We start from the raw sequence: 12,690 nt of genomic DNA on the forward strand, positions 1-12,690 counted from the left end.
CTTTATATTTTTAAGTTATAATCCTTACAAAATATGTTTCTTGCTTCACAAAAAAAGTTAGCGTTATTTACTCTACCATATCATTACAAAATGTCAAGTTGTTTTATTGTAGTGTAGTTTAGACTAATAGCAACCAAGCAAAGAACATGTTTTCATTTTATCCAAGGAGCAATTATGGCTTGTGTTTTACAGATTGGGGCTGGTGGAGTTGGCGGTGTGGTAGCGCATAAAATGGCGATGAATAGGGAGAGTTTTACTCGCATTATCTTAGCTTCTCGCACCCTTAGCAAATGCCAAGCGATAGCAGATTCTATTAGAGAAAAAGGCTTAGGTGAGATTGAGATAGATTCTGTCGATGCTGATAGTGTAGAATCTGTGGTGGCTTTGATTGAAAAATACCGCCCAAAACTTGTGGTAAATGTCGCATTGCCCTACCAAGATTTAAGCATTATGGAAGCCTGTCTTCGCACAAAAACGCATTATTTAGACACGGCAAATTATGAGCATCCAGACTCCGCGCATTTTGAGTATAAAGAGCAGTGGGCGTATGATACACGCTATAAACAAGCAGGGATTTTTGCTTTGCTTGGCAGTGGGTTTGATCCGGGCGTTACAAATGTATTTTGTGCCTATGCGCAAAAGCATTATTTTGATGAGATACATAGCATTGATATTTTGGATTGTAATGCAGGGGATCACGGCTATGCGTTTGCGACAAACTTTAACCCTGAAATTAACTTAAGAGAGGTGAGTTCTAAAGCGCGTTATTGGGTTAAGGGCGATTCGTCTCTTACGCAATCTTTGAATGAGTGCGGCAATGAGACTGCGGTCACTACCGATAAGGTAGCTCCCTTGTCTCATTTTGCACAGCATTCAAATCTTACGCAAGATACTAGAATCGCGGATTCTAAAAAAGTGGGTTCTAATACAGAATCTAACAGCCTTGTTTCACAAGCTGACTTAGCCTTAAATCCGGATTTAAAGCAAGACACCATTTATCGCAAGTTTGAGAGAGAGGAGAAGCATTGGCAAGCAGAAGTGGAGACAAAAGAAGCACAAAGAGAGCAACAAAAAGAAGGAAATTCTAAGATTTTTGATGAGAAAGGTGTGTTTTGGAGCGAACAAGCAAGGAGTTACCTAAGCGGTAATGACGCCGCTTGTGAGCGAACAATTGCACCTTTATCGCAAAAAGCTGAATTTCCATACGCAGGGGGGCAGTGGCGAGATATTGCGCCCCTAGCTTTGATGAAAGAGTGGGACTACCCAGAAGTTGGCGTGAAAAATAGCTATTTGCTCTACCACGAAGAGCTAGAGTCGCTTATCCGCAATATCAAAGGTTTGCGACAAATCCGCTTTTTTATGACTTTTGGTGAGAGCTATCTTACGCATATGAAATGCTTAGAAAACATCGGCTTTTTACGCATTGATGAAGTGGCACACAAGGGTGGCAAAATCGTGCCTATTGAAGTGCTAAAAACACTTTTGCCAGATCCTGCAAGTCTAGCCTCTCGCACAAAGGGGCAAACGCATATTGGCTGCTATATGAAGGGCGTGAAAGACGGCAAAGAACGCACGATTTATATCTATAATATTTGCGATCACGAGGCGTGTTATAAAGAAGTCAATGCGCAAGGTGTGAGCTATACCACAGGTGTGCCAGCGATGATTGGAGCGAAGCTCATCTGTGAAGATAAATGGGGGCTAAATTGTGCAAAAATTGTGAGCGGAGCGGATAACAGCGATATGCCAAAGGGTGGAGAGTATCAAGGCGTAGATTCTAGTAGTGGTAGTGGCGTGTGGAATATGGAGCAAAACGACCCTGACCCTTTTGTGTGCGAACTCAACAAACAAGGACTCCCTTATGTTGTGTGCGAAATAGAATCTAATGGCAATCTAAAAGTGCTAGAAGATGGGAGAGGGTAGAATCCCAAAATACAAATAAAAACATTATGAAACCAACAAACCACGATAAAAAGGAGTGGAAATGGCAGAAATGAGAGCGGAGCGCAAAACAATATTTGATTATCTTTCAAAAAATAAATTTTTGATTCCAATGTATCAAAGAAATTATGTCTGGAGTGAAGATGAATGTTTGCAGCTTTGGGAAGATGTATGTAACTTTTTTGAAAATAAAAAAGAGGACGAGGAGTATTTCTTAGGTTGTGTAGTGGTATATAAGGAAAATTATAGACAAAACATCATCGATGGACAGCAAAGAACCACAACGCTCAATCTCTTAATCCGCGCATTGTATGAGAAAGCAAGGGGGCAAAATGGTATAGATAAGCTTAAAAGTGATTTAGCGGCGTGCTTATGGGATAGCAATGCACTTACAGGGCAGATTGATTTTGATAAAGTGCATTTAAAAAGTGAGGTGGCAACAGATTTTGATAACCAATCTTTAGAAAATCTTTTTAAAGATACTTTAGATATTAAGAGCAACATAAAGCTTTCTTTATATGAGAAAAACTTTTTGTTTTTTCAAGGAAAAATTGACGAATTAGCAAGAGAAAAGCCTGTAGAGTGGTTTGATTTTTGCTTATGCCTTTTACGCTCTTGCGTGCTTTTACCCATTGAATGTGATAACAGAGATAAAGCCTTGCGCATTTTTAATACACTCAATAATCGCGGTGTAACTTTAAGCCCTGCGGATATTTTTAAGGGTCTTATTTTTGAGAAAAAGAATGAGGAAGAGAAAAAGATTTTTGCTAGAGAGTGGAAGGAATTAGAGAGCAAGATACAAAGCTCTCCCCATCTAAAAAAGGAGGATATTAGCTTTCTTTTCACACAGTATGAGCATATTATCCGTGCGGAATATAATGATGTAGATACCGCGATACCAAGCACGCTAGATTTTTGGACACAAAAGCATAAGAAAAACACAAAAGGTCGTGATGTCAATTACGCGGCAAATGATGATATGTTGAGCAAGGAATCTACTTTTATTTTTATCCAAAAATTAGGTGATTTTTGGTGTAATCCTTATGAATATTTAAGCCAAGATTCTAAAAAATATTTTGCACTTTTAGGCATATATCAAAATAAATTGTGGCAAATGGTTGTGAGTATGTGCTTTTATAAACACCATCAAAACAAAGAAGCATTACAGGAAGTGCTAGACATTATCTTGCCACAGGTTGCAGCGTATTGTGCGATTGGATTATTGTATGGTAAAGGTGGAGCTTCAGGCTTGCTTTGGGGCTTTATGAAGGCAAATATCCATATCCACAATAACAATATACAAAAGATTTTTGAAACATCTAAAAATATTCCCAATTTAGTTATGCCAAGTTTGGAGAGTTTTATCCATTTTTCCAAAAAGGCTTTACCTAGACATATACGCTACATCTTAGCCCTCTACGCACTTATGCTAGATTCCAAACAAGAGCTAGAATGGAATCTAAATGGCAAAAACTACACGCTAATGAGTGCAGAGATTGAGCATATTTTGCCTAGAAAATGGATGGAAGCTAACTATAACGGCTGGGACAAAAAGGATGCACAAGAATTTTTAGAACATATTGGTAATAAAATGTTGCTAGAAAAGAAAGTCAATATAGAAGCAGGAAATGGTTATTTCCACCGCAAAAAAGAGAGCTATAAAAACTCTCACTTCAAAGAAGCACAGCTCTTAGCACAAAATGAGCAAAAAGATTGGGCTAAGACTGATATTGAAAAAAGAAATAGGCACATATATGAGAAATTTAGAGATCTTTTTACAAGAGTGTTTTAGGCTTTATGTGTGAAAAATTCAGTAAACAAGGATAAACAATGGAGTTTTTATTTATCGCTTTTGTTGTTAGTATTGCTTTTTTGTTACTATATAAACCAAAGCGAAAAAAGTTCGTAAAAACCGAAGATTATGCGGTGAATTATGCTGCCATAAATAAGCAAAAAGGCGATGATTATGAACGACAGATTGGCAGATTCTACCAACAGCAAGGCTATAAGGTGTATTTTAAGGGAATCAAAGAAGGGCGGAGAGATCAGGGAATTGACTTGATCGCCTATAAAGGCAGGGAAGCAATTTTGATTCAATGTAAAAATTGGGAAAACACACAGGTAAAACAGGAACATTTAAGAATCTTTTTAGGGGATTGCACTGCGTATTTAGAGCAGAACCAAAAGATTTTTGCAAAAAAGAATGTCAGCCGCGTATTTGTAACAAGTTGTGAAAACCTAGATTATGGCGTGAAAAAATTTTTAGAAGAAAATAGTATGGAGTATAGGATTATCCCCTACGAAAGAGTGTAAAAGCACAACACAAAATATAACTCCAAAAAATAATACAATAGCATAAGGGCAACAAATACAATGTATTTTTTTACACAACAATCTCGTTGTCAGCCGTACCTTAATGGTAGATTTTCCACAAACTTATGAATTTGACGATTTTAAAAGAGAAGGGTTGCAATGTTATAAAATCTAAATTATTAGATATTTCGCTTTGTTCAATATGGCAATTAATCAGAATCCAAAAAACACAAAAAGAACATGAATTTTGCTAAAAAACATTATGAAACAAAAGTAAAGTAACTAGGATTTAGAATCCCGCAAAAAAACTACAGAAGATCACGCCAAGCAGAGTAATTCATATACTAAAAAGGCATAGAGAAAACTCACCTATGGTAAAAAATGGTAATCAAAAGACTATTGCATTTGATGAAGTCGCTAATTATCAAAACTATGTAGACATTGCGGATTTACAAACTTTAATAAACGACCATAAAGGCAAAAAAGTTTTGCTTAGCGACAGCAGATAAATAGATGCATGTGTAGTCGCGAAAGAGAAGCGACAAAAGGACAATGAATAATGAATTAAGTTTTAAAAGTATGTATTTTGAAAAAAAGATGTGACTAAATCAAACGACTTTAAAAAACGCTAACCATTTAGAAAATGGTATCTCCGACATACACGATTAACATTGGAAATTTAGATAACGCGCTAAACCTTAAGTTCGTACCACAAACCTACCAACAAAACAAGCCCCTATAGTCTAGCTAAAAAAGTCAATATAATAAACATATTTCGCTTATAATTTTAAAAAGCAAAAGCACAAGTCCTTGCTATTAGTACATGCGTAGTGGGATTTAAAAGATTTTTGTTTTTTCTTGTTATTGCAAGATTGCAAAGCAATATAACGGCAATCTACAAATAATAATAAAGTGTTTTGGCTTGCGGTAGAACATGACAAAGGGAAAGGCATAACAACGAAGTCAATATAAGAATCAAGATTAAAAAGCACTAACAAGCAAATAGTAAGAATAAGACAATTTAAGATAAAAGCTATATGCTAAAAATGATCGGAAATATCATTTATGCATTATCTATGCTTCCCTAACGACGAAAATTTTTCTATATCTTATCTTCTTTGATAAATTTAGATTAGTCGAATGTCAGATACTACTAATCTGCACATTTCTTAATCTCATCTAAAATAGCATCATTCATAATAGCAGGTATGAAATCTAGAACTTGCGCTAGCCTAGAGTATGTGGGGCTTTACAGAATTTCAGCCTCAGACTCACAAACCTACCGCATATCACACGACTTCTTATCGCCGAATTTACACGCTTTACTAAAATAGCCACCTGCTACTTGAGTATCACGCCGCACACCCATGCCATCATAATACATAGCCCCAATATTATAACACGCATTAGAATGCCCCATATTGCATGACTTTAGATAAAGTCCCAATGCTTTTGGATAGTCAATATTCACACCATCGCCCTTATTATACATAATCCCTAAGCTATAACAAGCCTTGATATGGTGCATATCACATGCTTTAGTATAAAGCCTGATTGCTTCCGGATAGCTTTGTTCCACACCATAGCCATAATCAAACAAGATTCCAAGATTATAGCACGCCCCAGCCCTATTATCCGCACACACTTTGGTAAAAAATTCCCTTGCTTTATCATAATCTTTTGCAATGCCCTCGCCCTTTGCATACATTACGCCAAGATTATCACATGCATCATCATGCCCATATTCACATGCTTTTGCATAAAGATCCGCCGCCCTCTCGTAATCTCTATCTCCGCCTTTACCATAAAAGTAGAGATTCCCTAAGCTATAACAGCCCTCTGCCTTTTTACCATCACATGACTTTATATATAAATCACGCGCTTTCTTTTCATCTTTTTCTACACCCAAGCCACCCATATACAAATAACCAAGATTAAGACAAGCAGCAGCATGATCCACATTACAAGCCTGTGTGTATAAATCAAGTGCTTGTTTATAATCCTGTGATACGCCTTGCCCCTCTTGATATAATACACCTAAGTTATAACACGCATTCATTTCTCTTGCATGACATGCTTTACGCCAAAATTTTTGTGCTTTTGCATAATCTTGTGGCACATTATCAGCTACATAATACATATCGCCAAGCATGGAGCAAGCTGTCATATTGCCTTTATTGCAATGCTTAGTAATATTAGATATATCTATGCCAAGTGCTATTTGAAACAATAAAAACAAGATAATGCTAGTCTTTTTCATGCCATTCCCCGAATCTATTAAAGAAGATTCTAATATTTAATAGAAAAATTGCGATTATGCAAATAAAATATTATAATAGCATAAAATAAAGTGCATTAAGTCAAAGATTTAAGATTGATTATAAGGATTTTAATGGAGCAAGAAAACGCAAAAAACATACATAGAAGATTGAAAAAAATCATAGGGCAATTGAATGCGATTGATAAAATGGTAGATGACGAAGTGGCATGTGTGGATATTTTAATACAAATCAATGCTGCTAAAAGTGCATTACATAAAGTTGGGCAAATCGTCTTAGAGGGGCATGTAACACATTGCATGAAAGATGCTATAAAGCATGGAGATTCTGATACAAGTCTTGATGAGCTAGCAAAGGCAATAGAGCATTTTTCGCGTATGTCTTAGCGGCGTTTAAATTTAATGATATAAGTTTTAGAATCTTTATTTTTGCGATGAATTCAGGTTTTGGACTATAACATTATGAAAAAACAAATATTAAACTTAAGGAAATGTTGCTATGAATATGGGATTTACACTCGAGGGTGAATTAGAGGGGAGAAAGCTTAGTCTTACTTGCACTGGTGTTATTAGAGACTATGAATCTTTTAAAGCATTTAAGGCAGATTTATTTGATATTGTAGGTGTGAGCGAAATAGAGCATTTGAAAGAAAAGGCTTTTGATGAGCTAGAGGTAAAGTTTGCTGACTCTCACCCGTTGCCTGATTGTCTTGTAGGTTTTTTCTTAAAGCTTTCAGAGAGAGATAAAATAGCCGTTAGTTTAATGACAAATGAAAACAAAATGTTAAGTTTTTTCATCTCATTATTTTTAGATGAGAAATTAAATGTGCGTTTATATTTATAATTGAAAATATTTTGCTACCATTTTGTATCTTTTAATGTGAGAAGGAGTTGTAATGCAACAATATTCTAAGAGGATCTTAAGCCTTAGTGAATCTGCCACAATCGCAGTAGCAAGTCTAGCACGAAAGCTGCAAGCAGAAGGCAAAGATGTATTGAGTTTTAGTGCCGGAGAGCCTGACTTTGACACACCTAAAGTGATTAAGGAAGAAGCGATAAGGGCGTTAAACTGCGGTTTTACAAAATACACTGCAGTTGCTGGTATCCCCGAGCTTTTAAAAGCGATTTCACAAAAGCTAAAAAGAGACAATAATCTAGAATATGATCCAAAAGAAATCATTGTAAGCAATGGTGCAAAGCAATCGCTATTTAACGCATTTCAAGCGATCATTGATGAGGGTGATGAAGTGCTTATACCTACTCCGTATTGGGTAACTTACCCTGAATTAGTTACATATAGTGGCGGAAAGCCTGTATTTGTAGAAACAAAAGAAGAATATGGTTTTAAGGCAAGAGGTATTGATTTTGAAAGGGCTATTACGCCAAAGACTAAGGCTATTGTGCTTACGAGCCCATCGAATCCCACTGGCATGATCTACACAAAAGAAGAGTTAGAGTCAGTTATTGAAGTTGCTTTGAAACATAATCTGTGGATTATCAGTGATGAAATGTATGAAAAATTAGTCTATGATGGCACTTTTGTAAGCATCGCTTCGCTTAATGATTCCATTATGCAAAAGACGATTACAATTAATGGCTTAAGTAAATCTGTGGCAATGACTGGTTGGCGTATGGGCTATGCAGCATGCAAGGATCAAAAGTTAATCAAGCTTATGGATAACTTGCAAAGTCAATGCACTTCAAATATTAACTCCATCACGCAAAAAGCCGCGATTGTAGCCCTTGATGGCAGTGCGGACGCTGATATTGAATCTATGCGAGAGGCGTTTAAAGAACGCAGGGATATTGCATGTGGGCTAATTGATGAGATACCCGGCATTAGCGTTGTAAAGCCTGATGGTGCATTCTATCTTTTTATTAATATAAACAATGTAAAGGGATATAATGGTAATAGTATGGAGTTTTGCAAAGCATTGCTTGAAAAAGTCGGCGTTGCATTACTCCCGGGAAGTGCATTTGGCATGGATGGCTTTGTGCGCATGAGCTTTGCTTGTGATTTAGCACAGATTAAAGAGGGCTTTGTGCGTATTAATAAGTTTGTAAGAGGTGAGTGTTAGTAATATCATTTGTTGCCTACATATAAACAAAACGCAAGGGGGGGCATTACGATATACACAGGGGTATTTTGGTTATTTGTCTTACCATAGGCATAAATATTGAGATATTTTGTTATACTTAACATAATTAACCACCGGGGTTCTTAAAGTGTTATCACATCAAAGCCCTTAAAACTTAGACGAGCATTCAATTTTCGATGTCAAATAAAGTCTATTTGAAAAAAATCGCTACCTATTGTGCGAAAGCCGAAAAATCGTAAGAATAAGAAACAATACACATCAAGATTCCAACACGCTGTAACACTTCATGAATAGTTACAACATGACTGAAAACCAATGCTTGAGAGTTAAAAAGTAGATTTAATTTTAGTTAGACTCTAGAATCCCTCGCCTTTAATTTGTGCTACCCATGCATCAAGTCTTTCATCAGTTTTATCATCTTGATTCACTTCATCGATAGCTAAACCTACAAATTTTCCGCCTTCTACACCTTTAGACTCATCAAACTCATAGCCATCAGTTGAAGTTGCACCAACAAGTTTTGCACCTTTTGCCACATTTTTAAGATGATAGAGTGCATCACAGAAAGTGCTGCCATAGCTATCAGCATCACCTAAAGCTAGTAATCCTACGACTTTACCGCCAAAATTTGCTCCAGAAAGAGTTTCTGCATAGCTTTCCCAATCACTTTGTAATTCACCATCGCCCCATGTTGAGCTTGCAAGTATAATTTTGTCAAACTTATTGATTGCATCAGCATCAGCATCAGCTACATTGATAAGCTCTGCACCGCCCAATTTTTTTACCAATCTTTCGCATACATCAGTTGTAGTGTCATTATCACTTCCAAAAAATATTCCAATACTCATTGTGTTTCCTTTATAATGTAAAATTACAAACCATGATTTTGATTTGTTTGAATGCAAGGATACTACATTTTACTTAACTGCATTCATATTTCTGCTATACTTACACATATTTTTTTTGCAAAAAGGGAAAAAATGGAAACAAATATCTCAAAGATTATAACACAATCGCTTTTATTTACACCCGGTCCAACGCCTACCCCAGAGTTTATCCGTCAGGCTATGGCACAGCCTACACTGCATCATAGAACAAGTGAGTTTGAATCTATATTTGCAGAGACTAGAACACATTTAGCTAAAATGCTTGGTATGCTAGAGACACTCATGTTTGCAAGTAGCGGCACAGGGGCTATGGAAGCTTGTATTGCCACTTTTTCTTCACGCAAGATTCTAAGTGTAAATAGCGGTAAGTTTGGCGAACGCTTTGGGGGCATAGGCAGGGCATTAGGTAGAGAAGTAGTTGAGATTGTAAATGAATGGGATACGCCAGTAAGTGTAGAATCTATACAAGAAGCCTTAGCGCAACACAAAGATATTGAATGTATATGCTTACAGATTTGTGAATCAGCAGGTGGTCTTTCACATCCTTATAAAGAAGTTGCAAGGCTAGTAAAACAGCACAATAAAGACATTTTTGTCATCGCTGATGGCATAACGGCTATGGGTGTAGAACACATTGATACTACACATATTGACGCTCTAATCGGCGGCAGTCAAAAAGCTTTTATGTTGCCACCGGGATTAGCCTTTATCGGTTTAAGTAAAATGGCGATTGATTTTATAGAAAATAATCCAAAGGGTTATTACTTCAATCTCTCAAAAGAGCTAAAAAATCAGCGTAAAAATACCACTGCATATACAGCGACAACTTCTATCATAATAGGGGTTAAAGCGTATTTTGACATGCTTGCAAGTAAGAATCTAACGATTACAGACATATATGAATATAGTGCAAAAATAGCAAATGCTTCGCGTAAAGCCTTGCAAGCCCTAGACTTGCACATTTATCCAAAAACACCAGCAAATAGTATGAGTGTTGTAGATTCTACACATGCAAAAGATATTATAAAGATTCTAAAATCACATTTCAATATCAATGTAGCAGGCGGACAAGATAGGCTAAAAGACAAAATCTTTAGGATAAATCACATGGGATACATTCCATTGCATGAGATTTCCTTTGTGATAAATGCCATAGAATTGAGCCTAGCAATGCTTAAAATACGAGAATTTAATGGAGAAGCAAATAGGGTATTTTTTGAGGCGTTGGTCTAAATATATCGCTAACTAGAGTAATTTAGATAATATTTTATGTATATCTATTGTTGCAAAAATCATTTGGGTAATATCAATGTATGTTATCTCAAATCACAAAAGCACAAAAGATTAGCAACAATACAAACTTAGATTCAGGAATATTTTCCTATAATACAATCTTTTATGTGATTGTTTGTCAAATTTTTATCAAAAGGATTAAGCAATGTTAAACAATATGAATGTGCGATGGCGGCTAAGATTATTTCCACTATTTTTGGCGATTATTTTTATTATCATTTATAGTATTTTTAGCAATGAAAACAATAAGGCTTTGGCAAGACTAGATCAAAATGAGACATTAACTAAGATTCAAACAAAATTTTTAAATGCCGGTCAGCTTTTTTATCAAAATGGTCGCTCAACAGAGGCATATAAAGAGTTTATCGATACGCTTAATGAGGTTGTAGGCGATTTACGCAAGCTTCAAACGACATTTTTTACAGAAGAAAGCATCTCAATGTCAAATGATGTAATTAGTAGCCTTGAAAGCTATATTAAAGCCTTGCAAGAGACTATGCAAACACGCATAAAGACAGATCAAAGTGATGGCATTAAAGGTATGGGCGAGTATGTACAAAGAAACTCTTCTATACGCAAAGAGGCTTCAGACAGACTAAATACACTTTCACATTGGCTAACCACTCAAACCGCCCATTCACTTGCGTTCGTTGATACGGTGATGATTGCTATGCTGCTTGGTGCTGTTGTTGTCTTTGCGTTTTTATCTTTTGCTGTTATTTGGGGTATTGTTGGACCGCTTAAAACAATCCGTGAGGGCATTATTTCCTTTTGTGCGTATATTAATAATGAGACTAATGAGATTAAGCCCATTGTCATTAAGAATAGAGATGAGTTTGGTGAAATGTCTCGGGTTTTAGACCAAAATATACAAAAAGTTCAGGCTGGTTTGCAAAAAGATAATGCCATGATACAAGAAACTGCAAACATTGCAAAAAAGGCTAGTAGCGGATTTCTAAAACTGCGTATTGAATCTACCCCGCATAGTCCAAACCTTGTTGAATTACAAAAGATACTCAACGACCTATTACAGGCATTTTATGACAACATAGCACAGGTAAGAGAAGTGCTATATACTTACACAAATAATGATTTTACAAAGAGAGTTGATAGCACACAGCTAAACGGCATTATGCAAGAGCTTTTTAATGGTGTGAATCACATGGGTGATGAGATTAGTAAGATTCTAAAAGTGCAGCTTGACTTGGGTGAGAATTTACAAAACAAATCTCAAAATCTAAGAGATTCTATGAATGCTTTAGCAGATTCTATGAATACACAAACTGCAAGTTTGCAACAAACTGCAACTTCTATTGAAGAAATCACAAATTCTATGCAAAATATAGAAGACAAAACAAGTGAGGTAACAGCCCAAAGTGCAGATATTAAAAATGTTATTGACATTATCAAGGATATTGCTGATCAGACAAATCTACTCGCACTTAATGCTGCTATTGAAGCGGCAAGAGCTGGAGAGCATGGTAGGGGCTTTGCAGTCGTAGCCGATGAGGTAAGAAAACTTGCAGAACGCACATCAAAAAGTTTAGGCGAGATTGAAGCAAATACAAATATGCTAGTGCAAGGCATTAATGAAATGTCTGAATCTATAAAAGAGCAAGTAGAAAGTATAAATCAAATCAATTCTGCAGTTACACAGCTTGAAAGCATTACGCAAGAAAATACAAATATCACTATCCAAAACAATGAAGTCGCAAGTGAAGTTTCCAAAATGGCATTAGATTCTGTGGAAGACTCCAAACGGCGTAAGTTTTAGTGGATATAGCGATCAAAATTTTGGAATATATGTAACAAATTTTAGCACAAAGTAGTTGTAAGCGGTAAGAAAATGTGCCAACCACTTTACATACAAAGGTAAATG

General features: G+C 36.2%; 10 protein-coding genes. 8 read left to right on the forward strand and 2 right to left on the reverse strand.

Going from position 1 to position 12,690, the window contains the following annotated elements; all coding sequences use genetic code 11:
• Window positions 1-174: 174 nt before the first annotated feature.
• The 3 genes from C6H08_RS02450 to C6H08_RS02460 all read left to right on the forward strand — a co-directional run bounded on the left by C6H08_RS02450 (window position 175) and on the right by C6H08_RS02460 (window position 4,254).
• Entirely contained in the window at window positions 175-1,923 is a 1,749-nt protein-coding gene (locus C6H08_RS02450) for a saccharopine dehydrogenase family protein (protein ID WP_034579712.1), read from the forward strand.
• A gap of 61 nt (window positions 1,924-1,984) precedes the next feature.
• Window positions 1,985-3,733, forward strand: coding sequence for a DUF262 domain-containing protein (locus tag C6H08_RS02455; RefSeq protein WP_034579710.1), 1,749 nt, complete (start codon window positions 1,985-1,987; stop codon window positions 3,731-3,733).
• 38 nt (window positions 3,734-3,771) lie between these two features.
• Window positions 3,772-4,254, forward strand: a complete 483-nt coding sequence (locus tag C6H08_RS02460; RefSeq protein ID WP_034565046.1) for a restriction endonuclease — start codon at window positions 3,772-3,774, stop codon at window positions 4,252-4,254.
• 1,279 nt (window positions 4,255-5,533) lie between these two features.
• Here C6H08_RS02460 and C6H08_RS02465 read toward each other — a convergent pair.
• Window positions 5,534-6,514: an SEL1-like repeat protein gene (locus C6H08_RS02465; protein WP_034565043.1), complete on the reverse strand. Its 981-nt coding sequence runs from the start codon at window positions 6,512-6,514 to the stop codon at window positions 5,534-5,536.
• Window positions 6,515-6,646: 132 nt separating this feature from the next.
• Between C6H08_RS02465 and C6H08_RS02470 the strand changes: the two genes are divergently transcribed.
• The 3 genes from C6H08_RS02470 (at window position 6,647) to C6H08_RS02480 (ending at window position 8,610) form a co-directional block, all read left to right on the forward strand.
• Complete coding sequence (locus tag C6H08_RS02470; RefSeq protein ID WP_004087347.1) at window positions 6,647-6,919, forward strand: metal-sensing transcriptional repressor; 273 nt, start codon at window positions 6,647-6,649, stop codon at window positions 6,917-6,919.
• 118 nt (window positions 6,920-7,037) lie between these two features.
• Window positions 7,038-7,376, forward strand: a complete 339-nt coding sequence (locus C6H08_RS02475; protein ID WP_223808369.1) for a hypothetical protein — start codon at window positions 7,038-7,040, stop codon at window positions 7,374-7,376.
• Between the two features lie 52 nt (window positions 7,377-7,428).
• Window positions 7,429-8,610 carry a pyridoxal phosphate-dependent aminotransferase gene (locus C6H08_RS02480; protein ID WP_034579708.1) on the forward strand — a complete coding sequence of 394 codons (1,182 nt, stop codon included), beginning with the start codon at window positions 7,429-7,431 and terminating at the stop codon, window positions 8,608-8,610.
• Between the two features lie 377 nt (window positions 8,611-8,987).
• On the opposite strand, the gene C6H08_RS02485 is transcribed toward C6H08_RS02480, so the two are convergent.
• Window positions 8,988-9,479 (reverse strand): flavodoxin, encoded by a 492-nt coding sequence (locus C6H08_RS02485; RefSeq protein ID WP_034579706.1) that lies wholly within the window; start codon window positions 9,477-9,479, stop codon window positions 8,988-8,990.
• A gap of 132 nt (window positions 9,480-9,611) precedes the next feature.
• Here C6H08_RS02485 and C6H08_RS02490 point away from each other — a divergent pair, with 132 nt between their 5' ends.
• Both C6H08_RS02490 and C6H08_RS12410 read left to right on the forward strand, forming a co-directional pair.
• Window positions 9,612-10,751 carry a pyridoxal-phosphate-dependent aminotransferase family protein gene (locus C6H08_RS02490; protein ID WP_052092945.1) on the forward strand — a complete coding sequence of 380 codons (1,140 nt, stop codon included), beginning with the start codon at window positions 9,612-9,614 and terminating at the stop codon, window positions 10,749-10,751.
• A gap of 205 nt (window positions 10,752-10,956) precedes the next feature.
• Window positions 10,957-12,585 (forward strand): methyl-accepting chemotaxis protein, encoded by a 1,629-nt coding sequence (locus tag C6H08_RS12410; protein ID WP_034565036.1) that lies wholly within the window; start codon window positions 10,957-10,959, stop codon window positions 12,583-12,585.
• Window positions 12,586-12,690 lie beyond the last annotated feature (105 nt).

Origin of the sequence: Helicobacter bilis (assembly GCF_900198365.1) — a bacterium.
GTDB lineage: Bacteria > Campylobacterota > Campylobacteria > Campylobacterales > Helicobacteraceae > Helicobacter_A > Helicobacter_A bilis_B.